Genomic DNA, 25,766 nt, shown 5'->3' with positions numbered 1-25,766 from the left:
GTGAGCGAGGGTTGCAGCCAGGGTTGCTGATCGACGCCTACGGGAAGCCCTACGAGCTGACGGAGTTGCTGGTGGCGGTGGCGGCACGGCTGGAGGAACTCGCGGTGTTCACCGACGGGCGAGTTGTCGAGCCCGGCCGAGAGGACTTTTGCGGGCACGCCGCGATGTGTCGCCGCGATCGTGACCGGGTGCTGGCCACGGGGGAGCTTTTCCCGGCGGCCTGTCGCCGGCAGCGGTGATCGCTGTTAGGTTCCCCAACATGAAGACTGCGTGAGTGCCTGCCCTGTGATCGACGAATCCCCGACTGCGTCAGGAGCACCACCATGTCTCGCCCTTCTTCCGCGCGCCCGCTGCAGGGCAGAACCGCCCTGGTCACCGGGGTCTCCCGCCGCCGCGGCATCGGCTACGCAGTGGCGGTCGAACTCGCCTCCCTGGGGGCCAGCGTGTTCTTCCACCACTACAGCCCGCACGACACGGATCAGCCGTGGGGCGCCGACGACCTGAACGCCGTGCGCGCCGGCATCCGGGCGGGCCTTCAGGACGGGGCGGTCGCCGGGGACTTTTCCGCAGACTTGCGGGACGCCGACGCCGTCGAGGACCTCGTGGCCCAGGCTCACGCCCTGACTGGGCGCTTGGACATTCTGGTGTGCAACCACGCCCGCAGCGGTGGGGACGGGTCCATCCTCGATATGACCGCCGAGACCTTGGACGCGTTTTGGGACACCAACACTCGGTCCACACTGCTGCTGACTCGTCACTTCGCCCAGCGCCACACTGCCACGGATGCTCGGTCGGCACCGGCCCGGCCTGGGCAGCGCCTCGGGGGCACCGGACCCGTCGAGGAACGGGCGGCGGGCAGGGTGTTCTGGATGACCTCGGGTCAGGGCGATGGGCCCATGCGCGGTGAGGTCGCCTACGCGACGAGCAAGGCGGCTCTGGCCGGGGTGACACCGACGGTGGCCGCGGAACTGCTTGAGGTGGGCATCGTGCTGAACACCATCAACCCGGGACCGGTGAACACTGGCTACCTGGACCCGGAAACCACCGACCGGTCCCTGGTCGAGCTCGAGGCGTGGCGGCGGGCCACCCCGTTCGGCCGCTGGGGGCGGCCCACGGATCCGGCGCGGTTGATCGGGTGGCTGGCCACCGACCATGGGGTGTGGGTCGCCGGTCAGGTCATCACCACCGACGGGGGCCTGAGTCTGACCTGACCGCGCAATGAGACCCCACTGCTCCCCGAGGACGGGAACAGCCGTCCTGCGAGACGAATGATCCCCTACGTATGGTCCACGACCAATGCGGTGCAGTGGGGGTTCGAAGAGAGCCCGAATCCCGGGGAGCTCACCGTGCGCCCCGGCAGCGACGTGGGCGTGGAGCTCGAGTCGGTCCCCGGTGCCGGGACACAGTCGCCGGGGTGCTCGGCGGGGTGCCAGCTGCTGGGCTACCGGGTGCGGCTGGAGGTTGCCGCCGACGCGTAGCTGCTGGCCTACCTAGCCGGCCGCGGCCCTGGTCAGGGAGAGCAGGAGCTTGTTCATGGCTCCACGCTACCCAGGGGTGCGGCGCCGCTGGTCCACAGCCGGTGGGCTCGATGGTGTGCAGGGCGCGCAAGTAGGCCCAGGCCCGGGGAGCCCGGACGGCGTTGATCACGGTGAGGATCACGAGGGCCCCCAGTGCACCCAGCCACGGGAAGCCAGGGGCGGCCAGTGCGCTGAGGGCGACAGCCACGACCATGGCGACGCCTGTCACCACTCCTTCGATGTTCTGGCAGGCGACGACACCGACCGCGACCCGCACCTCGGGGTACTCGGGCAGAACCCCGGTCTTCGCAGCCGCAGCGAACGCCGGCTTCCATTGCGCCTCACCGACCCGTTGGTCGTATCGGGGGCGCGGAGCCTGGGCGTAGCGGTCGACGAGCATGACCAGACCGGCGAGGGCGAGCAGCGGCACCGGCCACCAGGGAGTGCGTGTCTCACCGTTCTCGTCCAGCACGAACCGGACGACCAGTGGCAGCCCGATGACCATCACCGCCGCCTCGGGCAGTGTGCGCACCAGGACCTGACCGGCCGTCGGCACGGGCACCGCTGTGGTCTGTTGGTTTGCTGCGGATATGGCGCTGACCGCACCTGATGGCGTTGGCCGGCCAGTGGAGTGCGTGGCGTGCAGATAAGCCCAGCCGTGGCGGGCTTGGCGGCCCGCGACCACGGTAGCCGCAGCGCAGAGCGCCGCGAGCACCAGCCACAGCCACACCGCACGAGTCGTCCAGGTGATGGTCGCACCAACGGCAGCGGCGCCGACCAGCACGGTCTTCTCGACCTGCCAACAGGCCAGGGCCGCGGCTGCCTGCGCCGGAGATCTCGGTGGAAGTCGACCGCTCTCGGCCGCGATCGCCAGGTCCCACTTCAGCGGTGCCAGCTCGGTGTCCGGTGACAGCGCGGGGCGAGGCGCCTTCGTGAGGCGATGGAGGAGGAGGGCGGCCGGGACCAGCAGTCCCGGGAGGAGCAAGAACCAGTCGGCTCGTGCGTCGCCGTTCTCGTCCAGACCCCACAGCGCCAACCCCGGAATACCGATGACCAGCGTGAGCGCGGCAGGAAGTGTGCGCATCAGCACCTGCCCGGCACGCGGTAGGGGCACCTCGTCGGTGCGCTGGGCGGGCTGGTCCATGGTGGTGACGCTACCGCCCGGTGCCGGCGCACCGCTTGGGCTATAAGAGGGGAACGACGGCGCGATGGCCACCGTGCCAGGATGCGAGCACCGGGGATTGCAATAGAGGGATGAGGCGACGTGCTAAAGCGGATCGAGTGGCTGATCGTTCTGTTGGCCGCGGTCACGCTGCTGGGCGGCAATGTGTTCCTGCTCCGAGGCAGCTGGGGCGGGTGGGTAATGGTGGCAGGTTCGGTGCTGCTCGTGGTGATGCTTGCACTGGTCATCCGCCAGCGGCGACGGGGCAGTCGGTGAGCGCGTTCGGGCCCCGGCACCGGGCGCCGCAGTCAGCTCAGGCGCGCCGGGCCGAGCGACAGGTCGTCCTCGCCCTCATCGCTCTCCCCATTCTGCTCGGCCTCCTCATCTGGTTCGCCGTGCGTACCGACAATGTGGTGTTGCTGATCGTCTCGGTCATCGGTGCGGTGATCGGGACGTGGATCGGCGACAAACGCAAGGCCCGAAAGAAGGCCAAGGCCGACGGCAACTGAGCGCAGTCGCTGGGAATTGATGCGGCGCCGGCTCAGCGTTGCGGTTGCTCGAGCACGTGGCGCCGGCCGACGGCGTTGACTGTCTCTGGCTGGCGGTCAGGATCCTGGAGGGCTGCTCCGCCCGAGTCTCGGTCTCTTGTGCATGGCCGAGGTCGTGCCCGGTGGCGTGTGGCGTCGTTCGTGGCGGATCGCCCACCAGATCACCGCGGCCATTGCCGCGACGAAGCCCAGCACGAGGGCGACCTGGAGACCGGTGGGGAGGGTGGACCACCAGTCACCGAAGGGTTGGAGCCCCAGGTCGAGCATGGAGCGGCGGGTTCCGTCGAATGCCGGCGCAGTGGGGGTCGGTGTCGTCATCGTGGGTGCCCGTTCTTCCGGTGGACCCGGGTCTAGTTGCGCCGGGTGGCGTCGTGGAGGCTGGGATCAGGCGGCCGTCGCTGGATGGGATCCTTGCGCTGCTGCCGTTCGATCCACGCGGAGGCAATCCACACCCCCAGGGCTGTCGTCGGCGCCATGAGGTTGTCCGTGCTCAGGATGAAGACCACCATCACCACGAGGAGCACCAGGGCTATCCCGCGCAGGCGCACCGTCCTCCGACGGTCGTGCACGCCCGCTGTGCTGGAGGTGGTGGCCTGCTGGTCCGTGGCTGTTGGAGACATCGACTCTGCAGCCGCGCGGTGACGTCTGCTGTGGTGCCGGTGAATCCAGAAGAGGTTGAGAGCCACCCAGGCTCCCATCGCCACCGCGGCCACGGTGTGCTCGTCCGTCCACCCGTGCAGCACGGCGTGGATCAGCACGGTGAGAAGGATGGTGCCCCAGATCGTGACGTCCCACCACCGGGTGCTCCACCCCGATGCGCTGCTCTCACCCACTGGTCCCCTCCGTCGCTATGGGACTCCAGCCAACCAGCTGCCGGTGCGACAGGGAATGGTCACGCTTGTGGACTCTTCAGCGGTGCCATCGGGCGGCCGTTCCACAGGGCCGCGCCACTAACAGGGTCCCTACCCCTGCATGATTTGCCACCGCACATGTGTGTCTGGTGGGTCCATCTTCTCGTTGATAGGCAGAGAGGATGAATCTTCCCTGTGCTGCCGGGCCGATCGGTGCGGGCCGATGAGTGAGAAGCCGCGCACGCCCACCGCGGCGGTCATTGTCCTGGTTGTCGTCCTCGTGGGGGGTCTTCTGGCGTTGCGCCTGGTGGAGATGCCCTGGTGGGGGTGGGTGCTGGGCTTCGCGGGCCTGGCTGTGGCGGGATGGGTGTTCGCCCGCTTCGCCGCACACGCGCCCCGGCACGAACGGTTCGTTCTTGAGGACCGGTGGGCTACTGCGCTTCCGGTGTCTGAGGCGCTGGAGCGTATCAGCGCACACTTCGCCGGCGAAGGCGCAACCGTCCACGAGAGCCAGGACGGGATCACCGTGGAGATGGGCTCGGACCGGAAGTTCCGGTTCCTCGGGGTTGAATCCGTCCGGGGCCGCCGAGCCTTTCCTGCCGTCCTCAACATCGCTGCTAAGCCCTCAGGGACGGGGGTGGCGCTCTCCGCACGGGCTCGGGACAACCTTGGGTGGTATCTGTTCATGCGCCCGGGTGTTCCGCGGTGGGCGGCCGAGCGCAACGCCCACCTGATCGACACCTGCCGCTCCCTCACCCGCACGGAGGACGCGGAGAGCCAGGAACCCGGGGGCACCCATCTGGGGCGTCTGACCGAGCGGGAGCCTGATCCCGGGCCGGGGCCGATGGACGCGCTGAACATCTCCAATCTGGTCAAGATCTGGATGGCCTGGCTGATCCTGACGGTGCTGGCGGTCTTCGCCGGGCTGGAGCTGTCCCTCGGGACGTACGCGGCGTTCACCGGGATGGCCGTGGTCGTGACGGCCGGGATGTGGTGGGCCGAACGCCGCCGGAAGAGCAAATGGGCCGCCCGGGATCACGATCTGCGATGAGACCAATACATCGTGAGCCATCTGGGACGGGGTTCCACCGATCCGGGGTGTCCCGGACCTACCACCGCCCCGCACTCCAGGGTTTCGTCAGCACCGTCACCGCACCCTTCAAGGAGTCCCGATCGTGAGCACCCCATCGGAGAACCCAGGACACCACAGTCGCCCCTACGAACCCACTCGCAGCACCCCGCCCCGGGCCGCTTCGGCCGAATGGTCCTCAGGGGCGGGCCCTGGTCAGCAGCGCGGTCCGGTGCCGGTGCCGGCGCCGCGGCAGCTCAAACGGCTGCTGGGTCTGACCATGGCCTCAGGCGTCCTGTATACGGTCCTCGGGGTGGTGGTCACGGTTATCTTCGCCACGACGGATTTCGCCGCGATGTACCAGCGGATGGGTGTGCCGGCCGAGGACTCCGGCCAGGTCGGCGCCATGATGGGGCAGATGCGCGGCTTCTCGATCGCCTCCGGGGTGATCGCTATCGTGGTGCTGGCGGGCCTCTACGCCACCGCCTACGTGTTTCTGCGCAAGGGCGCGAACTGGGCACGGATCACTTGCACCGTGCTGGCGATCCTGAGCTCCCTGGGCTTCCTGGGGAATCTCTTCGGGTTCTGGCTCTACGGGCAGTGGGCGATCGTGCTGATCGCCCTGGGGGTCGCTTTCATCGTGGTCAACATCGCCTGGCTGGTGACCGCGTTCCAAGCCCCGCTGCGCGCCTGGTTCACCCAGCCGCGCTACCCCCGGTGAGGTCCATGCCTGTCCTCGGCCTTCGCCGCCTCGATGCCTGAGAAGTTCAGGACGGCCTGCCGGCGAACGTGCGACTGGACCGGGCTTGCCCTCACCGGCAGCGGCTCGAGGAGGAGACGATGAACTGGATCGCCCTCGGGATCCTGATGACCGGGGGCCTGGCCAATGTGGTCCTCACCCTCGCCCGGGCCCCGGTGGCTGCCCGGCTGGCGAAAACCCCCCAGGACGTTCCGCGGGTGGCCGTCTCACTGGCCGTGACTTCCTTCCACCTCGCGATGGTCGCCATGAGCCTCTTTCTGACCTTCATCACGACCGTCCAGGTCCTCTACGCCGACCCGGATCCCACGGTGGTCATCGCCCCGATCCTCGGGGCGTTGTTCTTCGCCTATGCCTACCTCATGGCCCGCTACCGCAGCCACTACCTGGGTCGGCTCTCCTACCAGCAGTGGGTGGGGGCAGCCGCGGGGGAGACGGCGGAGCTGTACGCGCAGGCCTACCGGGAGCGAGCCTGGATCGTGGGCTGGGCCGTGGCCCCCTTGGCCCTGGTGCTGATCGCACGGCTGGTCTTCTTCGGGGCCCTCGGAACCGTTGACGAGATGCCGGCGGGGATGCACTGGAGATGACGCCTCACTCGGCTGCGCGCCCACCTCGTCCGCAATGGCTCTGGCCAAGCATTGATGGCGCTGCAGGCCGAGAGACCGCGATGGCCCACCGGCCCAAGGACTCACCAGCACCCCGGGCCGGTGCACCAGCCGGGCCGTGTGAACCTCGGCCTGCCTCACGTCTCCGACGATGCAATAAGGGTTGTTGTCACGGGCGGCGTACGGCGGCCAAATGGCACTCGGGGAAGCGGTGCAGCGGGTCGGTCCGGCTGATCGTGCGCCAAGCCTCATCGAACCCGGCTCGGGCCAACTGTGCGCTCATCTCGTCTGGGTGCCAGCGCCAGGCCGGTGCCACCGCGTGATCGAAAGGCGCCACCGGTCGCCCTTCGTCATCGGTGCTTTGGAACGCTAGGAGCACCACGCCGCCGGTCGGCATGCGCTGGGCCCAGGAGGCGAGCACGCCACCGATCCGGTGGGGATCGACGTGGATCAGGCTGAATCGGGCCAGTACACCCCGCAGCGGAGCCAGCTGATCGGTCAACTCAACGGTGTCGTTGAGGTTGGCCTCACCGCGCCGAAACGCCACCTCTGGGTGAGACTTTAGGGCGATGCCGAGCATGGCTTCTGACGGATCGATGCCCACGACCTCTAGACCACGGTGGGCGAGGTCGGCGGTGACGTGCCCGGTCCCGCACCCGATGTCCACCACGGTTCCTTCGCTGTGGTGTTGCAGGACCATGTCCGTGAAGGCGGCGACCGCATGCCGTTCCAGGGGTGTCTGGAACGGGTCCGGGAAGGTGAGTTCGTACTGTTCAGCCAGTGCGTCGTAGCCGGGTTGGGTTCTCACGCCGGCCAGCCTCCCACACCGCGCTATCCACCGGGCGCGTCGCCTGCACTCGAGGTGATGGATCGACCGCCGCCGGCAGGTTCAGCAGCACCCCGGTAGGTGCCGGCAGCCGTGCAGCACATTCAGGAGCACAGAAACCCTGGGCCCGCAGCCGATGTGGTGCAGTTGGGTTTCCCTAGAAGCGTCGCCCAGTGAGGCGAAAGACGCCGTCGAGTATGAGCGTCAGCACCCCGCCAATCATCAGGGCGCAGGCTCCCCAAAGGACCAGGACGGGAAGAATGGGAACGCCCAGGTTGTACACGTCGGCAATGATCCAGAGGGCCAGCATGAGCAAGGCAATGACGGCACCGAGCCCAGTGATAAGAAGGGCCCACCGATGTAGGGACATGGTGGGTTTCATGGTGATCTCTGGTCTTGGGCTCGCCCGTGGTGGACCGGAGCCTCACGGCGGATCTCATGCTCGGATCGTCGCACGGTCAAGACGCCATCGGCTGTCCCATCTTGTGCAGCTGTGCAGCTGTGCGGCTGTGCGGCTGTGCAGCTGTGCGGCTGTGCGGCTGTGCAGCTGTGCGGCTGTGCGGCTGTGCAGCTGTGCGGCTGTGCAGCTGTGCGGCTGTGCGGCTGTGCCGGCACCGAGGGCACCAGCCTCACCAACGAAATCCTCACCGTCGACGAGCCTCCCGAACCACCGCTGTGACCCGGTAGGGGTTCTGAAGCGACACCACGAGTTCTGTGCGCTGTGATGCCGCCGGCTCGTGGTCGACTGGGGCTCATGTTCGATCCGCCTGACCCGCTTGCCGGGGTGTGGCCTCGGCACACCGGCCGATGCCTGCTGCGTCCGGTGCAGGCCGCCGACCTCGACGCGATGCTCGTCTACCGGGGTGATCCGCACGTCACCGAGCATCTGGGCCACGCCCCGTTGTCGCGCGATGAGGTGCAGCAGCGCATCCAGGTCCGCTTGTCCGGGCAGGATCCTGTGCCGGGGTGGTTCGTGCGCGGGGTGGCGATCGTCGTCGATGGCCGGTCGGTTGGGGATGCGATGCTGCGTCTTCAACCGGGGCCAGGGAGGCAGTCCTGGCAGTTGTGGATCGGCTACGCGTTGAGACCCCAGGTGTGGGGGCGTGGCCTGGCGACCGAGGTGGCCACTGCCCTGGTCGGCGTCGGTGACGAGTTGGGCCTACCGGTCTGGGCGGAGACGTTCGCGGAGAACGTCGCCTCGCAACGTGTCCTCGAGAAGGCAGGGCTGGAACTTGTGGATGAGGTCGTGGCCGAGGGCCGGCTGTGCCGGATCTTCGCTCGGCAGGGTTGAAACCTTGGGCGCGTGGTGAAGCAGCCATGGCCCGGTTAGCGATGGCCTATGACCGCAAGCTTTCGGCCCGGTCGCCGTGCTTCTGTACGTAGTCCTTGATGCCGGCGGTGACACCCTTGCGCACCACCCAATAGAGCAGCCACAGGGTGATAGCGACCATGAGCAACCAGATGAACAATCCAAGGAATGCTCCGAAGCTGGCGACGTCCATCATGAAAGACCTCCTGGGTTGGGTCCTTCCACGCTATAGAGGAATGGCTCAGTCCTTTGCCTCCCGCCCGTAGCGTGCGTGTCGGCCGGGCATCCCGTGTTCCACCAGCCATGTGCCTGCCTCACATCCTGGCACCGTGGTTTCACCAAGGACCCGAAACGAAGTCCTCACTCGTGGATGCCCACCACCGTGGTGCCAGCCGCGACATCGGAGCTCACCACCGCGCCGGCGCCGATCTTCGCCCCGGCCCCGATCGTGACCGGACCGATGACCTTCGCCCCGGATCCGATGAGCGCCCCGTTCCCGACGAGGGCGTGGCGCCGGCCCGGGGTGCCGTCGCCGACGAAGCTGGCGCCCTGGTAGATGGTCACGTCGTCGCCGATCACGCTGGTTTCCCCGATCACAACCTCGCTGCCGTGATCGATGAACAGCCGGTGCCCGATCACCGCACCCGGGTGAATGGTGATCCCGGTGGCCTTTGCTGAGGCGGTGGCGATGGCCTGAGCGGCAGGTTTGCCCCACCGGGTGGACCACAGGCGGTGGGCGATCCGGTGGGCAGCCACCGCGTGCAGACCCGGGTAGCTGAGCAGGGTGGCCGCGGTGCCCTGCCCGGCGGGGTCGGCAGCGGCGATCGCGCGGGCATCTGTCAGGACACTGGGGCGGGTGGAGGCGGCCATGGGCACACCTTAGAAGACATCCAGTCGGGGTAACGCGCCACCCGCTTTACATATGGCCCGGTTAGCGGCGGACCGTGCGGCGGTGGAGGCCGCTCTGTCGTGCGGTGCGTCCCGGGGTGTGGCCGCCTGAGTGGGTCGTGGAGAGGATGTGGCGACGATGGCCTTCTGACCGGGCGGTGCTGGTCCTTGCCCAGGCCTCGTACAGGTCATGCGGGTGCCGACGTGCCGTCCGGTGACCGGCTGCTTGATCACTGGACGGCAAGCCTGCGCCCCATTGGACACCCTCATCTGCCGGCGGCAGAAACCGACTCGGCAGCGGTGCGGGGGCGGGTGGGATCAGCGGTTGAAGTGGGTGGTGGCGGGGCCCTCGCTCACGGTGGCCACCAGCTCCGCGGCCAGCTCCCGCAGTTTGATGTTGCGGTGGTTGGAGGCGCTCTTGAGGATCGCCACGGCCTCGTGCTGGGGGCAGCGGTTCTGGGCCATGATGATCCCGACGGCCAGGTCGATGGTGGTCCGTGAGGTCAGGGCCGCGGCTAGGTCGGCCGCGGTATCGCGGTGGCCGGCCAGGCGCACGGCCAGGCGCAACCCGCTGGAGGCCAGGCCCACCTGGTGGACCACGGCCTCGATGTCGGCCTGGTCATAGGCCTGGGGCCGGCTGGAGTAGATGTTCAGCGCCGCTTTCGCCTCGCCCTCGAGCTCGAAGGGCACCCCCAGTACCGAGCCGATGCCGGCGGCGACGGCGGCATCGGTGTAACCGGGCCACCGGTTCTCGGTCGTCACGTCGGGGACGTGGACGAGGGTGTGCGTGCGGGCGGCGGTCATGCAGGGGCCGTCCCCGTAGGTGTACTGGATTTCGTCCAGCGCCGCGGCCCGGGGGTCGGAGGAGGCCGCTGTGGCGGCTTTCTTCTCCCGCAACAGTGTCACCGCGCACCACGCCTCCTCCGGCCCGCGCGCGAGGGTGGCGGCCATCATCTGGGTGAACTGGGTCAGGAAGGCGGTGATGTCCGGGCTGTCCAGCAGCAGCTCGTGCAGCACATCGCGGGCAGATTCCCGCGCGTGAAGGTCAGTCATGTGTCGTGTTCCGTGGTGGTGAAGGGCGCAGCACGCCGCAGGGGAGATCGCCAGGAGCATCTGCCGGCGATCCAGGGACAGTCCTCACTGCGCTGCCAGGACCCGGTGACGCGGGCCCTGGTCTCCCACGGTGGGCGGGAGCAGATGAGGTTCGGCGGCACGGAGGTGCCGCCCGGCAGCCGGCTGCTTGACCACCGAACGAAGATCCTAGCCTCCGGACGGAACCGCCTTGTGCCCTAAGCCACCCACCGTCGGGCGCCCCGGAACCGGCCATGACTCCGGCCGAGTGCTGGTGGCGACGTCGAGGCGTGCCGCCACCACACGGTGCTCGTCAGCGCGGTGGAGAGGGTGCAGTGGTCGACCCGGAGCAACGACCGGGGCGGGCGCCGGTCGATGGTCACCGAAGCTGCGGGAAGTAACCGAGCAGCTGACTGTCGGTTCCGGGAACCCTGCCCACCACCGGTTAAGGCCGGCCCCGCACTTGAAGGTCGGCGAACCGTCGGTCTGCCAGGCCCTCGGCTGGGACGGCAGGACTGCTGCCGGAACCGGGTGAGGGGATTGGGTCGCCGTTACCCCTCCACCTCTGGCCAGCTGCCGACCCTCACCAGCGGCCTGCGCGGGCTGATGGACGGGCTCCTCGCGGTTCGACCCATGTCCCATGGGTTGCAGACTCGGGCGCCTTCGGCAGGCTCGCCCTGGACGCTCTCACGGCCCTGGGACGATTGCTCGCCACCTTCCGCGACGACAACGGCGACGTGGCCGTGATCGGCCTGGTGGACTCCGGGCCCCGCGGTGGAAAGGGACGAGGCGCGGTTTCGCGTGGAAATCGCCGTTCCGGAACCGATACGGCTGGCTGGGGTCGGATCCCCCACGGTGCGGCTGCGGATCAAGCCGACCCTGGCCATCGGCGGCATCGACGCTCCGGGCGGGCCCGCACACCCGCAGGTGCCGAGGCCCACGCCGTCGTGTCGCACGACAGCCGAGAAGACTCAGCCTTCGGGGTCGGTGCAGTACGCCAGGCAGCCCTTCTCGGGAGGGGCTAACCGAGGGGCGGTGGTAGACCAGGAAGCACAGGCACGGATGAACCGACCGGCCTGCTGCGGCAGCACGGCCATGGTGAGCGTCTCATGCGCCAGGTCAGCGCCGGCTACTTGCCGGCGCGATAGCGAGATCGGGGCCGCTCAGGCTGGTGGGATGTGGTTCCATGGTGCGCCCAGGCTCGTGGGCATGGGCGGTAACCGGTGGACCTCGCTGTCGATGACTTCGGCGGCGATGGCGGCCACCGGCTGGTGGCTGTCCCGGCCGGCGCGGCGCAGCAGCTCCAGAGCCTCGTCACGGGTGCTGCCGTAGCGGGCCATCAACACACCTACGGCCACGCCGATCTCCCGGGTCCGGGGCAGGCTGCGCTCGAGGCGGGCGGCCTGTTGCTCTGCGAGCTGGGCGGACACGGCCAGGGCGCCGTGGGCGCCCAGCAGCCCGGCGCCCCAGGCCGCCGACTCCTCGAAGGCGTCCGGGGCGTCGGAGTAGAGGTTCAGGGCCGCGACGGTCTCCGGCTCCCCGGCCAGGTGCAGGCGGTGGGTGAGCAGGCTTCTCAGCCCGAGCCGGTGATGCATCCGGGGTCCCATCCCGGACCAGCGCCGCTCCTGGAGCAGATCCTGGCTGACCTGGAGCATCGGGGCCGGGTTCGGGGCCATCGCCGGGGCGGTGAGGTCCTCCTGCAGGGCGTCGGCGTGTTGAGCCACGGGCGCGGAGGCGGCCAGGGTGCGCAGCCGGGAGTGGGCGGCCACGGTGACGCTGGCCCACCGGGCACCAGGGATGTGGGCGGCCGCGGCCTGGGCAACGGCGGCGACCATGGACCCGTGCGTGGCGGAGCTCTGTTGGCCCAGCCCGATCACCACGCGGGCGAGCTCGGCCAACTGGGTGGTGGAAGCTCCCACGTCAGGATGTGTCATGGCCGCGCGCCCTCGCTGGGTCGTGCGCCGGGGCTGGCCCCGGCAGGCGGCTCCACCCCCGCAGTGGGGAGCAGGAAACTGACGGGCCGCGATCCGTTGCAGGAATTCTCGTGCTCGGCGGCCCAACGCAGCAGATCCACGGTCGAGGCGGTGGCGATCCGTGCGCAGGACAGGTCCACAAGCACAGTGGTCTGCGAGGTCAAGGCGCGGGCCCGGCGGATCAACGGGTGCAAGCACTGCTGATTGGCCTCGGTCAGGCACCCGGTGACGACCAGGCGCACGTGCCTGCCGTCGAGATCGATCTGCACGAGCACGGACAGCTGCAATTCCATGACGCCGGCCCTTTCGCTGCGAGACATAGTGGCAGCCGGCTGCTCGACCTCCCCACAGAGTAAGCCAGCATGCTTACTGATGACCAGTGGTTCCGATGTTTCCCTGCGTTCTTCCCCGGCTTCACTGCGTCGAGGGGATCGATGGCTGCCCCACGTCCACCTGGCATGCGGCACGTTGTTCGGGTGCGAAGGACTGGCAGCGGCAGGGGAGGGCCAGCCCCTTGTCGGCAGGGTGGTCGCGGGGTTTGGGTTGCCTGATGTGATGATCGTCCTCATGGTGCCGGTGGGTCATCGATGGATGCTCTGCGTCTGATCCATCGGGTGGTGAGCGGCGCGGGTCGAGGCGGCGGGGCGGGTGCCCCCTGACCGCCGGGCACTTCCTGGGCCAGCGAGTCCGTCTGGCCTACGACGACTTGGCCCGACCGCTCCGTCTGCTCGCCGAGCTGTCCGTGCTGCCGCTGCTGCTCCGGGCGGTGCGGCGCCCGGGCCGGCTGGCGGTCGCCGGGGTGGCGGTGTGCGCGGTGGCCGAGCTCGGCCGCCGCCGGGCCGGGGGGCGCAGTGTCTGCCCGGCAAGCACGGTGCTGTGGGCTCCGGTCTGGGTGCTGGAGCGGTCGGTGTGCGTGTGGGCGGCCGTGGCCGTCCGGTCCCGCGGTGGGGTGTCATATGCCGGGTCCCGGCTGCACACCGCCGGGTACACCCGGGCCGAACTGCGCCGACGCCTGCGGAGCCGGCCCCCGGTACCGCTGCCGCTGCCGCTGAAGGACACCGACTCGCGGCGGGCCACAGACCACCGATGAGCGCCAGGGGAACGGGCCACCGGCGCGGACCTGGTCATCACGGGCGACCTGAGGCGGCCCGTCGCGGCCTCGACCCCACAAGGGCCGTGCCTTTCCAGGACGGAGGTGGCAGATCCACGCTTCTCTCAGCCGCCCCGGAGACCTTCCGGGGCGAAGAGTGGGAGCACGCCCGGTGCCGTCGGGCTGCAGAGACATCACCGAGGGTGTGTACTGAGGTCATGAGCATCGACCCCACCGCCGCTGACAACCCCTACATGCTCCAGGAGACCGACCACCCCGTCGAGGGCTGGCATGACGAGCGGGGACACCTCAGCTGGCGCACCCTGTTCTCCGCCGGAGCGACTCCCAGCGACACCATGGTCACCGGGGTGGCCGAGCTCCCGGAGGGCGGTTTCCTCGCTCTGCACCGCCACGACCAGGCGGAGACCTACTACGTCCTCTCCGGGGAAGGCGTGGTCAGCCTCGACGGGGTCGAGCACCCGATCCGTCCCGGCTCCAACGTCTTCATTCCCGGCGGCCTCGAACACGGCGCCCGGAACACCGGAAACGCGGTGCTGCGCGTGTTCTACGTCCTCGCCGCCGACGACTTCGCCGAGGTCGAGTACCACTTCTCCTGAGGACTCCCCGTCAGCGAGCTCCGGAAGCCGGGGCCGGCCCGCAGGACGAGCAGACGCGGACCCACCTGCTGCTTGACAGGTAGCCCCTACCGGCTTCTTTCCACAAGAGCGAGGTGCAGGGAAGACTTGCTCCGGGTGTGCGCAACCGATGGCGGGTCAGTGACGCCTGACGCGTGGCGGTGGCTATTCGTGGATGATCTCCTGGGCGGCACGGTCGAGGAGTTCACGCTCGAACGCGGGCAAGTGCAGAGCCTGGTGGAGATAGGCGTCGATCTCGAGTTGCTGGACGCTCCCACCGATACTGATGAAGCGCCACCACAGCTGGTCGACCGTGATACCGGCATGGCCGACGGCGTGGTGCAGTATCCGAGCCTGTTGGATTTCTCGGGCCTCGAGCACGCCAAGGCTCCTTCCCCGGGGAGACCGCATGGCGGTCTTGGCGGTGACAAGGAGGGGCCGGCTGCTGGACCGCTCCCGTGGCACCAGAAAATAATCCTGATCACGGTTCTGGCGCGCATCATTTGCGCTTTTCGGACTGCTGCCTGAAATGCCACATCGAACCCGCAACGGTGTTGGGCGGCACCCGCGCCCGCCCCAGGCCGGCGGCAGACGATCACCCAAGCATTAGGGTGCAGCCGTGTCCCCCGGGACCGACCCCCACTCGGGGCGTCACAGCCACCGAAGCCTGGGGCACAGGGCCGCCTCCCATGTCGGTCTGAACGTGGCCCGCTCCGGACGCAGCGGCCGAACCGGGGGCAACGTAGCCCAGCTGCAGCGGGGGCGGTGGCCGGGCCATGCTCAGCATGATCCTGTTCCGGGTGGGGCTACCGGGTGGGGTGGCAGGATGCCTCGTCCCGCTGAGGCATGTGGGTGGCTGAGGGCGACAGGCCGATCAGGACTTGTCCGCCCAGATGTTGCGGGGCGCAGGCACCCACCCAATCAAGCAACCGATGATTGTCGTGGGCCACGGCGGCCACACCACGGACTCCGGGGAGGTTTTCGGCCAGGGCCAGCATCGCTTGATCGGGGCAGAAGGCGATCACCATGCCATGGAAGCTACGGGCGGAGGAGGCTTGGGCCGGAGTGCCCATGCGTGCTCCGCGGCGCTTGAGCCGGTGCAGGGAACTGAGCCGGCTGATCATGGCCGGATCGTGCACCAGTACGGCCAGATCCCTCCAGGTCAGTTCCCGGTCCTGCTCGAAGGCCCAGGTCATGGCAGAGACCAAACCGATCACCGGAGCCACGCATCGGCCACATCAGCGCGGGGATGATCGCGCATCAGCACGGGCTTCGCAGAGGCAGCGCTCTTGCAGCAGAAAGGTGAATGACGACGGGGGCCAGCACCGGATCGAGGCGGTCCGTGCCGGGGCTGGTGCCGCACAGAGTAGTGCTTGATCCAGCCGTTGGATATGCCCGTCATGCCAGCACTGGTCACCACATCATGGGCGTCGGCCGCGATGCTGGTGCTCGGGCGGGGCGTTGGGTGGCTTACCCGATCACGGTCACAGCCGAGGGTGCGGACTCGACCCGCACGCCGGTGTGGGCGGGGGCGGAGTGAACTTCGCCGTCGAGCTGGTAGGGGATGGGTTTGAGGGTGGTGAAGTCGTAGCGGGCCACACTGGGCTGGTCCCCCAGTCCGGTGGTGGCCGCGCGGGCGGCTTTGAGCAGCACCTTCCACTTGGCGGTGTGCGGGAAGAGGATCACTTCGAACTTCCCGTCGGCCGGGCGGTCCTCGGCTTGACTGAGGGTGGCGTACTTGGCCATCTGCGGGATGTTGGCGAAAACCAGGCTGTCGAACTTCCGCCGGACCCCGTCGGCGTGCTGGATCCGGAAGGGGCGGTACTTCGCGAAGGAGCGCACCACGGAGATCATCTCCTTGAGCGCGCCCTTGTTGCCCTTCTCCATGTCGATGGCCACCACCGGGGTCAGCCCGAACCCGATGTAGGAATGGGCGTACACGGCGCGGGCCTCGGGCCCCTCGCCCACGGTGATCCGCAACAGGTCCATGGCCCGTGGCCGCCCCTCGGCGATGGCTTGGGACAGCGGCTGGCGGGCGGTGGTGCGCTGGTGGTCGTTGGCGTTGCCGGCGGCGAGCACCGCGCACACGGTGTCGGTGGTCCCGGCGGCCATGACCCCGTTGACGACCTCGTTGTAGCCCCCGTCCCCGCTGACCGAGACGACCAGGGCATTCGGTGTTCCTGCTGCTTCCCGGGCCAGGTCCACGGCGTGACCGGCGTGGGCGGTGGGCAGCATCCGGATCTCCGGGGTGTAGGGCAGCTCTTCGATGAGTTGATCGCGCAGCCGGGCCGCCAGTTCGGGAGCATTGCCGGTGCTGTGCGGGTTGAAGATCAGGCAGATGGCATCGAACCGGCGGGCAGTACGCTCAGTGGTGTCGGTGGGGTCTGTGGTGGTCATGGGGTGCCTGTCTGTGCTGGTCTGAAGAAGGTTCATGCGGCGTCGCGGGTGTTCAGTTCCGCATCGAGTTCCTGGCACCGGTCCAGGGTGCAGCAATGGGGTCCGTCCGGGTCGGTGCGGTAGTCGTGGTCGAGCTGGCGGGTGATCCGCGAATGCAGCACCTGCAGCGCCGCCATGTCCAGGGCGGTCAGATCCTCCGGAAAAGCATCCTGCGGGCCCAGGCGGCTGCCCGGCGTCCTGGTAGGCGTCGCGAGGGCTGCGGCGAGGTGCTCCTCAGGCGCACCGGGGGTGGGGCGGTCCTCAGGTGTGGTGTGGTCGGAGGAAGCGGCGACGGTCATGAGAACTCCTCTGCGGTAGGTCGTCAGGCATCGAGCCGGTCGGAGGGCTCCGATCGGTCCGGGGCCTGGTGGGAAGTGTGTTCGGGTATGCCCCGGGTCGGGGTGCTGGATGTGGCGGTGGTGTGCAACTGGGTGGTCAGGCCGGTGAGCAGGATGGTGATGCCCGCCTCCAGCTCACCTGCCCCGTCGTAGTCGGCCAGCGCCGGGGCCAGGGCGCGCAGGTGCGGGAAGGAGCGGGCGGGCAACCGGTGCAGGCCCAGACGCAGCAGGTCCTCGTTCTCCTCCGGGTCCACCACGAACTCCTGGAGCTCGTTGAGGATGTGCCCGTAGAGGAACCCGTAGTAGGCCCGGTAGACGTGCAGCGCATCGGCCGGAGCGAACCCGGCGTCGATGAGCAGGGCCAGGATTTGCTCCAGCGGGCGCAGGGTGCCCAACGGGCGCAACCCCAGCGGGGTGGACAGGGGTCGGGTCACCAGCAACGGCACCACGTGCGGGTGGGCCAGGGCCAGGGCGCGGAAGTCGTGGGCGGTGGCTCGCAGCTGCTCCTGCCAGTCCACCCCCTCGGCGGGAATGACCAGCTGCCCCAGCACCAGCTCGGTGATCCCGTCCAGCAGATCCGCCCGGTTGGTCGCATAGCGGTACAGGCCCATCGGATCCCGGCCCAGCACGGCACCCAGCCGGCGCATGGACAGCGCCTCCAGGCCCTCGGCGTCGACCAGGGCCAGGGCCGCGGTGAGCACGACCTGTCGGCTCAACCGTCCCCGCCGTCCCCGGCCGGTGCTCGCCTGGGATGCTGCGTCCCCGACGGGGTCCTCGGCGGCGTCGGGGCCGGCATGGCGGGTGGGGGAGGGCATGGCGATCAACGTCCTTTAATAAGTGAGCTTTGCGTTTGTCGTAGTCTACACGTATGGTCTACGGCGTAGGCAATGCGTAGAGCCCACTGCGTCCCCCGCCTCCCCTGATGCGACGCGACGGCGATCTGCTGTCCGGCGTCCTGCCGATCCGGCACCCCCCTTGACTTCTCCAGGAGATTCCCTTGACGAACACTGCCTCCCACACCGCCACCACCACCACTGCCACTGCCACTGCCGAGCGTGGGGTGCGCCGGGCCACCGAGACCAAGTCCGCGACCAAGACCACCGAGCTCATCGCCTACCTGGCGGTGCTGGTGGCCATCGTGATCACCGCCATCCTCGTCGGTGACGGCGGGGCCGAGGACGGTGCCGATCTCTTCGACGCCCGCCAGGCCATCGAGTACATCACCTACCTGACCATCGGCTACCTGGTGTCCCGCGGACTGGCCAAGTCCGGCAGCCGCGAGTACTACACCGCCTGAGCGCCCATCGGCTCCGGCGCCCCCTTCCCGCATCACAAGGCGGGGGCGCTGGGGCGCATGAGGCGACTCGGACCGCACCAGGCGAACAGGAACCATCATGACCAGCACTGATTCATGGATCCACGATCTGGCCGGGGTGCACCCCGGAGACCGAATCGAGGTGTGGGACCAGCACCACCCGCGCCACACCGGCACCGTCAGCCAGGTGGCAGCCCACCTGGGAGTGCTTTGGGAGCGGGAGGCCAGCAGCGGACTGCCGAAGCTGATCCCCGCCCAGGAATACCGCCTGCGCCACACCCCCACCGCCCCGACCGCCCAGGCCGCCTGAGGCGACCGGAGGCCCCTGCTGTTGCCCGCGCCGCCCCGCCCGGGCAGCCGCCGGTGAGGTGACGGTCCCCAACGACCCGTGATGCCCGTCCCGGCGCAGCCACCCTGCGCCGAGACGGGCATCCTCACGTCGAAGCCCACCCGCGCCTCGTGCCCCTACGCCCACTGGCTCCCACGGACGCTCCGAGCTGCTCCGCCTCCCACACCCCCTACTCATGGCCGGGCGGAGGCTGATCGCTGGGCGAAATCGTCGAAACGATGCCAGACCCCTGGACCAGCGTCGGCCGGTGCCCTGCGACGGATCGGATCAGGGGTCACCGGCTGCGCAAGAACCGAGGCCACTCCACGGTGTGCTCGGGCGGATGCGGTGGGTGCTCACCCGGGCCAGTCCCTGGTGAGTTCAGAGCAGGCGTGCTCGAGCATGAGGCGATCGACGCCGGACAGGTGCAGCGCCTGGTGCAAATAGGCCTCGACCTCCAGGGCGCCGGTCTCACCGCCGAGGCTGAAGTAGTGCCACCACAACTGGGACACCGACAGACCGGCTCGGGTCGTTGCGTGATGCAGCCGGCGGGCTTGCTGGGCTTCCAGGACGTCAAGCACGGGCGTGCTCCTTCGGCATCGAAACCGGGCAGCGGCCTGCAGGGGAAACGGGGCGGCTGGCTGCTCAACCACCCCCGAGACACCCGACGGAAGTGCCAGCAGGGTGCTGATGCACACGCCCGTCGTCTTCCGGACCACCCCATCCGGCGCCGCACCCGGTGAGCGCACCACCGGGCCACCCGTACAGTCCGGGAACCGCAGTGTGAGAATCGAGGCCGGTGGTGGCTCAGTCGCTGGGCTGGAGCACCGGCCCCGCCCCGGCAGCGACCGGTGTGGCAGCCAGGGGATAGACCGGCACGACGTCACCACCCAGGTGTTGGGCGGTGCAGGCGGTCGCCCACGCCCGGAGCTCATCGTTGTGAGCGGCGACCGCGGCCACCGCCCGGACCCCGGGCACGGCCTCGGCGGCAGTGAGCATCGCGGCGTCGGGGCAGTAGACGATCAGCACCCCGTGGAAGGACCGGGCCCGACACTCCTCGACGACGCAGCAGCACCACCCCAGGTGCGGTGGTGGCGCCCAGCGTACAACCGGCCCGGCCCCTACCGGACCACCCCGGTCCCGACTCGAGCAGCGGCCGATGCCCTGCACGGATCGCCGCCGGTGACCGGTCCCACCCCCGGAGATCTGCCCCGGGCGAATCAGGAGCCGGATCGACACGAGAGATGCCGGGGGCGAGACGGGGATGAGGCGGGGGCAGGCCGGTGGTGTGCGGGCCGTGCGGCGCGGCACCGGCGTCTTGTGCGGCGACGCGCCGCGCGCTCCGGGGCCCGCCCTTCGCGAGCCGCGAGGGGCGCGGCACCGCAGAGGCGAAGGACGGGACAGACCCACGACAACCAGTGCCATGAGCCCCGTGACGCACCGGACCGAACCAGACGCGTCAGTATCCATTCTACGCACCGTGGGACAGATCACGCACCGGCCGACGAGGGTGCCAGATGACCGGGCGGGACGCCCCCGCGGCGAAGGCCTCGCCGCGGCCGGCCCCCCACCGGCCGGCGCGGGTCGCCTGCGAGACGGCGGCACCGGGGTACGGCGACCGGCCACGGCGCGCGAGGCAGGCGGGGCCGGGCGCCGATTTCCGGGCGGCCGGGCCGCTCCTATCCTGAGCCGAACAGTCCAGTTGCGGATCGAACTGGTGCGCGATCCGACCTGTAGGAGGCATCGACCCCATGACCACCGCAACCCCGGCGAACTCGCCCCTGGGCGCCTCGGGCCCCCGGCATCTGTCCTTCACCACCTCCGACCCGGAGGCCGGCATCGAGGTCCTCGAACGCGTCTACGCGATCCGGCAGATCGAGATCGACCGCACCACCCCCTTCCGGATGTCCCAGGCGGTGCGCGGGGTGGAGGGGCTGCACCTGGAGCAGGCCCGGCTGCAGGGTGCTCCGACCGGGGCGCTGGTCGATGCCACCGACATCGTGCGCATCGGCCAGGTCTACGACGGGGGACTGGCCTTCACCGACCACACCCACACCCGCCCCGGGCGAGGGCCGTTCCTGTTCCCGGTGCGCCCCTACGCCTGCCGCTGGGACGAACTGGGGCTGCTGAGCCTGTCCCTGGACCGCACCGCCGTCCAGGACCACGCGGCCGCGCTGCTGGGCCGGGAAGGGTTCCAGCTGCGCTTCCACTCCGGAAACCCGGTGAGCGCTGCGATGGCCCAGTACCTGGCCCGGCTCATCACCGCCCTGGGCCGCGACCAGCTCGACAGCGAGGCCATGTCCCAGCCCCTGCTGCGCCAGGAGGCCTTCCGGTCGGCGGCGACCGCGGTGCTGCACACCTTCCCCAGCACCTTCCTGGACCAGCCGCCCCAGCCGGCGGACTCCGACCGGGTCCCGGGTGGGGTGCGCCGGGCGATCGCGCACATGGAGGAGCACTTGTCCGACCCGCTGACCCTGGCCGAACTGGCGGACGCGGCGCGGATGAGCCCACGCGGGCTGCAGGCCGCCTTCGCCCGCCACCTGGACACCACCCCCATGAACCATCTGCGCAGCCTGCGGCTGGCCGCCGCCCACACCGAGCTCGTGGCCTCAGACCCCGCCGCGGGTGCGACCGTGGCCGCCATCGCCGCCCGGTGGGGCTTCCCCCACCCCGGGCGCTTCGCCGCCGAATACCGGGCCGCCTACGGTGTGCCGCCCAAGACCACCCTGCAGCGTTGAACACCGTCAGCAGTCCACCGCTGGGACCGTCTCACGGCCTCAGTGCACCCCGGCCCCTTCCCTTCCAACCGTCGGACTCCAGGACTGGGGGCCGCCGCCGGAGCCGGACAAGGCGGTGAGGGGCCTCCACCGCTTCACAGATGGCCGGCTACCGGTCACGTTCCACGAAAGCGACGTTGCAGGAGGGGTTCCTCTCACGTGCATTCACCAAACTGAACCACATCGAGATGTGTCAGTGAGTCAGGTGTCGGTCCAAGCGTGCGCCGCAGCGCGGAGGTGCTGACAAGCGGAGTGCTGACGGGTGGTGTTGTTGCCACCGTGGGGGTAGCAGGCAACTTCGCCAGGATGTCGGGATCAGTTCTTAGCGGTCATCAGGCTGGCCGCGCGGTGCCCATTGCGGCCGTTGCCCTGGGTGGTCAGACGTCGATGACCTCCCAGGGGTGACATTGTCCGGCCCCGGGGGCAGCGCGTAGCGTTCGGGCTCTCAGGCCTCGATGGACCATGTCACCGCCTCGGGGCGCCGCACCTTCCGGGAGTGAACCATGGAACAGGACCCGACCACAACGGACCCCCAGCTCTACCGGGTGGTGTTCGAGAACGAGCGGGTGCGGGTGCTGGAGTACCGCGACCACCCCGGGGACAAGACCCATGAGCATCACCACGGGGACAGTGTGATGGTCACTCTCAGCGCGTTTCAGCGGGAGATCACCGTCGATAGCACTGTTCATCCGGTCGAGTTGGCCGCCCACCACGTGCAGTGGGTACCGGCCCAGAATCACGTCGGTCACAACGTGGGGACCACTGAGACCCATGTGCTGTTCGTCGAGCTGAAGTGACCCGAGTTCACGATGACTGGATGGGTCGGTGTCGGACAGTCGATCCATGACCTGGCCTCGAGAACCGACCCGTCCTGCCCCCACGGCTGGCAGTCACCGCACGAGAAGGCCGGTTACCGGCCGGTGTCCGCAGGCTTGAGCCTTGACGTGCTCGTGCCGGTTGAACGGTCGCTGATGAACAGGCCATGCAAGAGCCGCTCGCCGCTTACCGCTTCACATGAGGCCCATTGTCGGCGGCGCACGCAGTATCCACACTCCTCAGCGGGCCCTCGATGCGATCTGGGTGATCGATGGTTGCAGTGTGTCTTGCGCACAATGTGCGGCGCATTGCACTGAGCGCGCCTATCCTCTGGCCCATGGGAGACCGACTGTACGAACTGATGGACGCCCGTCAGGCCGCTGATGCGCTGGACGCCTATCTGGCCGAACGGGCCCCGGCGCTGCGACGCCTGCGCAAGACACTGGTCGACCACGGTCTGGACCCGGAGGAGATGCTGGACGGCTCCGTCTACTCCGTCTCCCCGCTGTGGGCGTGGATCAGCGCCCGGGCCACCGAGTGCGGTGTGGCCCAGCACCCGCTCACCGAGGACCCGACCCGTCACTCCTGGTCGTCCTGGGCACGGCACGGCCGGCTGGTGGACCCGCACCCAACCGTCGGGACCCTGCGGCTGGTGGACGGCTTCGTCTCCTATCTCGGGCAGATCCTGTGCGCCGCCGTTCCCGGGGCGATCTGGGTCGTGGGGGAGCACCGGATCGCCGCCCACCCGCTGCTCAACCGCCCGGTGCTCGCTGCCGGCCACCACCAGATCTTCCTGCCGCTCTTCCCGCTCTACGGCGCCTATCAGTGCGCGTACCAGAGGTTCCCGATGTCCGGGACAGAGATGCTCGCCCACACCCGACGCACCATCCACGCCCTGGAGGGAGGCGGTACAGAAGCCGCTGATCTCGAGGAGCCGATGGTGACCGTCGTCGCGGAGGTCGGCTGCTTCGACGTCGGGCTGCGTGAGGACGTCGCTGCGCACCCCGGCCTGGTGGAGCAGCTGGTCGCCGAGCTCGCCGACCGCGACGGCATCCTGTCGGTCTACCGCTACGGGCCCGCGGCCATCGTCGTCGACTTCCCCGACTGGGACGAGCTGCAGCTGGACCTGTGGTGCACGCTGTGGTTGCAGCGCCACTTGCCGCGCTGAGCCGCCGGCTGTACGCGGGGCTGGTGGTCACCCTCGCCGTGACTCGTGGCGGTGCGCGCCGGCGTCCGCAGGTCGCGGCATGCACATCGGTAGCCCGCCGGCAGATGCCGACTGCCGAGATCCGGGCGGCGACTGACCCTGAGCTTGTGGCCTCACCGGGGTGCGGCGATCAGGCCTGGGCGTGTGGGTCTGGCCGAGGCCTCGGTAGGGCGCCCCAGGCGCCCGTGGGTTCCCAGGACCACGACCACCGCCAGCAGCGCCCACCGCTGGCCAGGGTCCCGGTCCGCGGCGGCACAGGCTCCGCCGCGCAACCCCACGGTGCGGCGGCGCCTGCGGGGTGCTCGTCGTCGGTGGTGATGTCAGCGGCGCAGGGTCTCGGCGGGTGTCTCCCCGTAGTGGTCGCGGTAGGCGGCGGCGAAGCGGCCGGGGTGGGCGAAGCCCCACCGGGCGGCAACCTCTGCCACGGTCTGCGCGCCTGAGGCGGCGAGCAGGTCGGTGTGGGCGGCGTCGATTCGGGCGGTGCGCAGGTAGCCCGTCGGCGTGGTGTCGAGGTGGCGGCGGAAGGCCGCCTGCAGGCCCCGCGGGCTCAGCCGGGCCGCCGCGGCGATCTCGGGCAGGCCGATGGGTTCGGCCAGGTGGGTCTCGCCACATAAGGCCGGGTAGAGGAACCCGGTGTGCTCATCGGGCTGGTTCAGGGGTGCTCTCAGCAACGACCACGTTCTCCGCGGGCCGTGTTCCCGTAGGAGGGCCGACTGGTCTGTGGCGGTGTCCGGCGGTCAGTCGGTGCGGGTGACGGTGGCGTCGGTGAGGATGAGTTCCTCGCCGCGGTCCACCAAGTATTGCGCGGTCTCCTCATCGGTGACCTGCTGCAGGGCTTCGAGGTCGTCGATGGTGAAGACGTCGCGTTGGGCCACGGTGCCGGTGACCTCCACGTCGTCGCCGAGGCCCAGGCCCTCAGGGAGCTGGTCGGCGATGATGACGGTGTCTTCTGCCCCGATGGTGATGATGCCGTGGGCCAGGACCTCCTGGACCTCGTTGGTCAGGGTCATGGCGTCCCCGACGAGCTCCTCGGTGGGGATCTGGGACTGGTCGGCTCGGGTCAGGTCGGTCTCACTGGTGCACCCGCTCATGGCGGCGGCCGTCAGCAGAGCCGCGGCACCGGTGGTGAGGGTGCGGGGCGTAGAAACCATGGTGATCCTGTCCTTCCGTGATCGTTCGTGATCTTTCGTGGCGTCGTCGGTGGGCGGAGCCAGCCGCCCCGGGCGTTGTGGTGGCCGCCGGATCAGGAGGCCGGCGTCGTGGCCTGTGGGATGGCGGTCTGCGGGGTGGGAGTCTGCACGGAGGTGGCGTTGAGGAAGGGCTGGCCGTCGTAGGAGGCCAGCACGTCGGGTCCGGGTGGGGCCCCGAGGTTCTCTTCGGTGTCCGGGACGTTGTAGGCCTCATGGACGGTGCCGGTGATCTCGACCTGCTCACCGGGGCGCAGGGCGGGGGAGGGGTCGTCGAAGTCCACCACCAGCAGCGGTGCGACCGCCTCGCCCTCACCGCTCTCCTCGCCGGTGTCTGCGGGGGTGGTGATGGTGAAGGCCACGGGGTTGACGACGGTTTCCATCTGGGCGCGCAGTGTCACCTCCTGCTCGGCGTAGTGCTCGAGGTCTTCGGCGAAGGCCTGGTCGTAGGGGCCGGCGTAGGGCCCGGCGGGCAGCGCGTCGGGATCCAGTAGCTGTTCCACGGGCGCACCCGATGGGGGCGTGGTCGGCCCGCCGCAACCGGACAGTGCCAGGGCGGCCACAGCGACGGCTGCGGCGGTGGCGGCCTTGCGGGGCCGGTGATCGTGGTCGGGCATGGGTATCACTCCTCGTTGCAGCTGGGGCACCGGCAGCGCAAGTGTCTCCGACCGGAGGTTCGGCAAACCGAGGCGGGGCTGAGCGCGGCACCGGGATGTCTTTTCACGCTATGGCCCCCGAGGAGGTGGTGGGCAGGAATCCAGAGGATGTCCAGGGACCCGTCCGGGAGCGTGCACTGGACCGGTATGCAATCGATACGAACCTGCCATGGCGGCCGTGGTCGACGTACATGTGGGCTTCTTGAGGGCCGGCATGGGAAGCGGCAGTGGGACCCGGACTCAAGAAGGCGATCGGACAGCGGCCGGAAGGGAGCATGGGTGCCGATTGACTTAACATATGGCCGCCTCTCGGGCAGCACGCCAACTCGGACGTCACCTGCATATGCTGTAGTTCCGGACATTGGAGCAGGGGTCCAACGTCCCCTTCAGGTCAGGATCCACTGG

33 protein-coding genes are annotated in these 25,766 nt (G+C 69.3%); 16 read left to right on the top strand and 17 right to left on the bottom strand.

The genetic code is table 11. The annotated features are described in order from the left end of the window. Window positions 1-23: 23 nt before the first annotated feature. Together GMA12_RS11745 and GMA12_RS11740 are read left to right on the top strand one after the other, a co-directional pair. Entirely contained in the window at window positions 24-239 is a 216-nt protein-coding gene (locus GMA12_RS11745) for a hypothetical protein (protein WP_206064692.1), read from the top strand. Window positions 240-323: 84 nt separating this feature from the next. Beyond that, window positions 324-1,211, top strand: coding sequence for an SDR family oxidoreductase (locus GMA12_RS11740; protein ID WP_156269697.1), 888 nt, complete (start codon window positions 324-326; stop codon window positions 1,209-1,211). 130 nt (window positions 1,212-1,341) lie between these two features. On the opposite strand, the gene GMA12_RS11735 is transcribed toward GMA12_RS11740, so the two are convergent. Further along, window positions 1,342-2,661 carry a hypothetical protein gene (locus GMA12_RS11735; RefSeq protein WP_156269696.1) on the bottom strand — a complete coding sequence of 440 codons (1,320 nt, stop codon included), beginning with the start codon at window positions 2,659-2,661 and terminating at the stop codon, window positions 1,342-1,344. Window positions 2,662-2,781: 120 nt separating this feature from the next. On the opposite strand from GMA12_RS11735, the gene GMA12_RS11730 reads away from it, so the two are divergent. After that, complete coding sequence (locus tag GMA12_RS11730; RefSeq protein ID WP_156269695.1) at window positions 2,782-2,955, top strand: hypothetical protein; 174 nt, start codon at window positions 2,782-2,784, stop codon at window positions 2,953-2,955. Next, on the top strand, window positions 2,952-3,188 hold the full coding sequence (locus GMA12_RS11725) for a hypothetical protein (RefSeq protein ID WP_156269694.1): 237 nt from the start codon (window positions 2,952-2,954) through the stop codon (window positions 3,186-3,188). Before GMA12_RS11730 ends, GMA12_RS11725 begins: the two co-directional genes overlap by 4 nt. A 389-nt stretch (window positions 3,189-3,577) precedes the next feature. Here GMA12_RS11725 and GMA12_RS11720 read toward each other — a convergent pair whose 3' ends face one another. Then, the gene (locus GMA12_RS11720; RefSeq protein WP_156269693.1) at window positions 3,578-4,060 is read right to left on the bottom strand and encodes a hypothetical protein; all 483 of its coding nucleotides are present in this window, start codon (window positions 4,058-4,060) and stop codon (window positions 3,578-3,580) included. Between the two features lie 241 nt (window positions 4,061-4,301). On the opposite strand from GMA12_RS11720, the gene GMA12_RS11715 reads away from it, so the two are divergent. The 3 genes from GMA12_RS11715 (at window position 4,302) to GMA12_RS11705 (ending at window position 6,491) form a co-directional block, all read left to right on the top strand. Continuing rightward, window positions 4,302-5,129 (top strand): hypothetical protein, encoded by an 828-nt coding sequence (locus GMA12_RS11715; RefSeq protein WP_156269692.1) that lies wholly within the window; start codon window positions 4,302-4,304, stop codon window positions 5,127-5,129. Between the two features lie 331 nt (window positions 5,130-5,460). After that, complete coding sequence (locus tag GMA12_RS11710; RefSeq protein WP_156269691.1) at window positions 5,461-5,868, top strand: hypothetical protein; 408 nt, start codon at window positions 5,461-5,463, stop codon at window positions 5,866-5,868. 119 nt (window positions 5,869-5,987) lie between these two features. Beyond that, a complete protein-coding gene (locus GMA12_RS11705) occupies window positions 5,988-6,491 on the top strand; it encodes a hypothetical protein (RefSeq protein WP_156269690.1) in 504 nt (167 codons plus the stop codon). A gap of 187 nt (window positions 6,492-6,678) precedes the next feature. Here the strand turns inward: GMA12_RS11705 and GMA12_RS11700 are convergent, their stop codons facing one another. After that, window positions 6,679-7,317: a class I SAM-dependent DNA methyltransferase gene (locus tag GMA12_RS11700; protein WP_162459768.1), complete on the bottom strand. Its 639-nt coding sequence runs from the start codon at window positions 7,315-7,317 to the stop codon at window positions 6,679-6,681. 772 nt (window positions 7,318-8,089) lie between these two features. On the opposite strand from GMA12_RS11700, the gene GMA12_RS11695 reads away from it, so the two are divergent. Further along, window positions 8,090-8,626 (top strand): GNAT family N-acetyltransferase, encoded by a 537-nt coding sequence (locus GMA12_RS11695; RefSeq protein ID WP_162459767.1) that lies wholly within the window; start codon window positions 8,090-8,092, stop codon window positions 8,624-8,626. A 46-nt stretch (window positions 8,627-8,672) separates the two neighbouring features. Here the strand turns inward: GMA12_RS11695 and GMA12_RS18450 are convergent, their stop codons facing one another. From GMA12_RS18450 to GMA12_RS11675, 5 genes are all read right to left on the bottom strand, one after another. Continuing rightward, on the bottom strand, window positions 8,673-8,840 hold the full coding sequence (locus GMA12_RS18450) for a hypothetical protein (protein WP_170301048.1): 168 nt from the start codon (window positions 8,838-8,840) through the stop codon (window positions 8,673-8,675). Between the two features lie 164 nt (window positions 8,841-9,004). Continuing rightward, window positions 9,005-9,514 (bottom strand): serine O-acetyltransferase EpsC, encoded by a 510-nt coding sequence (epsC, locus tag GMA12_RS11690; protein ID WP_156269687.1) that lies wholly within the window; start codon window positions 9,512-9,514, stop codon window positions 9,005-9,007. 336 nt (window positions 9,515-9,850) lie between these two features. Beyond that, on the bottom strand, window positions 9,851-10,585 hold the full coding sequence (locus tag GMA12_RS11685) for a GAF and ANTAR domain-containing protein (protein ID WP_156269686.1): 735 nt from the start codon (window positions 10,583-10,585) through the stop codon (window positions 9,851-9,853). A gap of 1,181 nt (window positions 10,586-11,766) precedes the next feature. Further along, on the bottom strand, window positions 11,767-12,522 hold the full coding sequence (locus GMA12_RS19565; protein ID WP_156269685.1) for an ANTAR domain-containing protein: 756 nt from the start codon (window positions 12,520-12,522) through the stop codon (window positions 11,767-11,769). Window positions 12,523-12,533: 11 nt separating this feature from the next. Next, window positions 12,534-12,869 carry a hypothetical protein gene (locus GMA12_RS11675; RefSeq protein ID WP_156269684.1) on the bottom strand — a complete coding sequence of 112 codons (336 nt, stop codon included), beginning with the start codon at window positions 12,867-12,869 and terminating at the stop codon, window positions 12,534-12,536. Window positions 12,870-13,282: 413 nt separating this feature from the next. On the opposite strand from GMA12_RS11675, the gene GMA12_RS11670 reads away from it, so the two are divergent. The 3 genes from GMA12_RS11670 (at window position 13,283) to GMA12_RS11660 (ending at window position 14,829) form a co-directional block, all read left to right on the top strand. Beyond that, window positions 13,283-13,666 carry a hypothetical protein gene (locus GMA12_RS11670; protein WP_206064691.1) on the top strand — a complete coding sequence of 128 codons (384 nt, stop codon included), beginning with the start codon at window positions 13,283-13,285 and terminating at the stop codon, window positions 13,664-13,666. A 218-nt stretch (window positions 13,667-13,884) separates the two neighbouring features. After that, complete coding sequence (locus GMA12_RS11665) at window positions 13,885-14,283, top strand: cupin domain-containing protein (protein ID WP_206064690.1); 399 nt, start codon at window positions 13,885-13,887, stop codon at window positions 14,281-14,283. 189 nt (window positions 14,284-14,472) lie between these two features. Continuing rightward, window positions 14,473-14,829: a hypothetical protein gene (locus GMA12_RS11660; RefSeq protein ID WP_156269683.1), complete on the top strand. Its 357-nt coding sequence runs from the start codon at window positions 14,473-14,475 to the stop codon at window positions 14,827-14,829. A gap of 278 nt (window positions 14,830-15,107) precedes the next feature. Here the strand turns inward: GMA12_RS11660 and GMA12_RS11655 are convergent, their stop codons facing one another. The 4 genes from GMA12_RS11655 to GMA12_RS11640 all read right to left on the bottom strand — a co-directional run bounded on the left by GMA12_RS11655 (window position 15,108) and on the right by GMA12_RS11640 (window position 17,890). Beyond that, a complete protein-coding gene (locus GMA12_RS11655; RefSeq protein ID WP_206064689.1) occupies window positions 15,108-15,497 on the bottom strand; it encodes a hypothetical protein in 390 nt (129 codons plus the stop codon). 274 nt (window positions 15,498-15,771) lie between these two features. After that, the gene (locus GMA12_RS11650; RefSeq protein WP_156269681.1) at window positions 15,772-16,698 is read right to left on the bottom strand and encodes a diacylglycerol/lipid kinase family protein; all 927 of its coding nucleotides are present in this window, start codon (window positions 16,696-16,698) and stop codon (window positions 15,772-15,774) included. 32 nt (window positions 16,699-16,730) lie between these two features. After that, window positions 16,731-17,036, bottom strand: a complete 306-nt coding sequence (locus GMA12_RS11645) for a hypothetical protein (protein WP_156269680.1) — start codon at window positions 17,034-17,036, stop codon at window positions 16,731-16,733. Window positions 17,037-17,059: 23 nt separating this feature from the next. Then, window positions 17,060-17,890: a TetR/AcrR family transcriptional regulator C-terminal domain-containing protein gene (locus tag GMA12_RS11640; protein WP_156269679.1), complete on the bottom strand. Its 831-nt coding sequence runs from the start codon at window positions 17,888-17,890 to the stop codon at window positions 17,060-17,062. A gap of 182 nt (window positions 17,891-18,072) precedes the next feature. Here GMA12_RS11640 and GMA12_RS19305 point away from each other — a divergent pair, with 182 nt between their 5' ends. Continuing rightward, window positions 18,073-18,372 (top strand): hypothetical protein, encoded by a 300-nt coding sequence (locus GMA12_RS19305; protein WP_156269678.1) that lies wholly within the window; start codon window positions 18,073-18,075, stop codon window positions 18,370-18,372. Window positions 18,373-18,469: 97 nt separating this feature from the next. After that, complete coding sequence (locus tag GMA12_RS11630; protein ID WP_156269677.1) at window positions 18,470-18,700, top strand: hypothetical protein; 231 nt, start codon at window positions 18,470-18,472, stop codon at window positions 18,698-18,700. A gap of 374 nt (window positions 18,701-19,074) precedes the next feature. On the opposite strand, the gene GMA12_RS11625 is transcribed toward GMA12_RS11630, so the two are convergent. Then, the gene (locus tag GMA12_RS11625) at window positions 19,075-19,299 is read right to left on the bottom strand and encodes a hypothetical protein (protein WP_156269676.1); all 225 of its coding nucleotides are present in this window, start codon (window positions 19,297-19,299) and stop codon (window positions 19,075-19,077) included. Window positions 19,300-19,525: 226 nt separating this feature from the next. After that, window positions 19,526-19,747, bottom strand: coding sequence for a hypothetical protein (locus GMA12_RS11620; RefSeq protein WP_156269675.1), 222 nt, complete (start codon window positions 19,745-19,747; stop codon window positions 19,526-19,528). Between the two features lie 722 nt (window positions 19,748-20,469). On the opposite strand from GMA12_RS11620, the gene GMA12_RS11615 reads away from it, so the two are divergent. The 3 genes from GMA12_RS11615 to GMA12_RS11605 all read left to right on the top strand — a co-directional run bounded on the left by GMA12_RS11615 (window position 20,470) and on the right by GMA12_RS11605 (window position 23,479). Then, window positions 20,470-21,456: a helix-turn-helix transcriptional regulator gene (locus tag GMA12_RS11615; RefSeq protein ID WP_156269674.1), complete on the top strand. Its 987-nt coding sequence runs from the start codon at window positions 20,470-20,472 to the stop codon at window positions 21,454-21,456. A gap of 542 nt (window positions 21,457-21,998) precedes the next feature. Continuing rightward, complete coding sequence (locus tag GMA12_RS11610) at window positions 21,999-22,292, top strand: cytoplasmic protein (protein ID WP_156269673.1); 294 nt, start codon at window positions 21,999-22,001, stop codon at window positions 22,290-22,292. Between the two features lie 356 nt (window positions 22,293-22,648). Further along, the gene (locus tag GMA12_RS11605) at window positions 22,649-23,479 is read left to right on the top strand and encodes a hypothetical protein (RefSeq protein ID WP_156269672.1); all 831 of its coding nucleotides are present in this window, start codon (window positions 22,649-22,651) and stop codon (window positions 23,477-23,479) included. A gap of 359 nt (window positions 23,480-23,838) precedes the next feature. Here GMA12_RS11605 and GMA12_RS11600 read toward each other — a convergent pair whose 3' ends face one another. The 3 genes from GMA12_RS11600 to GMA12_RS11590 form a co-directional block, all read right to left on the bottom strand. After that, window positions 23,839-24,189 (bottom strand): helix-turn-helix domain-containing protein, encoded by a 351-nt coding sequence (locus GMA12_RS11600; RefSeq protein WP_156269671.1) that lies wholly within the window; start codon window positions 24,187-24,189, stop codon window positions 23,839-23,841. A gap of 66 nt (window positions 24,190-24,255) precedes the next feature. Further along, window positions 24,256-24,669, bottom strand: a complete 414-nt coding sequence (locus GMA12_RS11595) for a hypothetical protein (protein WP_156269670.1) — start codon at window positions 24,667-24,669, stop codon at window positions 24,256-24,258. 92 nt (window positions 24,670-24,761) lie between these two features. Then, the gene (locus GMA12_RS11590) at window positions 24,762-25,208 is read right to left on the bottom strand and encodes a hypothetical protein (protein WP_162459766.1); all 447 of its coding nucleotides are present in this window, start codon (window positions 25,206-25,208) and stop codon (window positions 24,762-24,764) included. Window positions 25,209-25,766 lie beyond the last annotated feature (558 nt).

This window comes from Kocuria sediminis, assembly GCF_009735315.1.
Taxonomy (GTDB): Bacteria; Actinomycetota; Actinomycetes; order Actinomycetales; family Micrococcaceae; genus Kocuria; species Kocuria turfanensis.
Note: the sequence above shows the minus strand (reverse complement) of the source record. Positions and strands in the feature narration are given on the sequence as shown.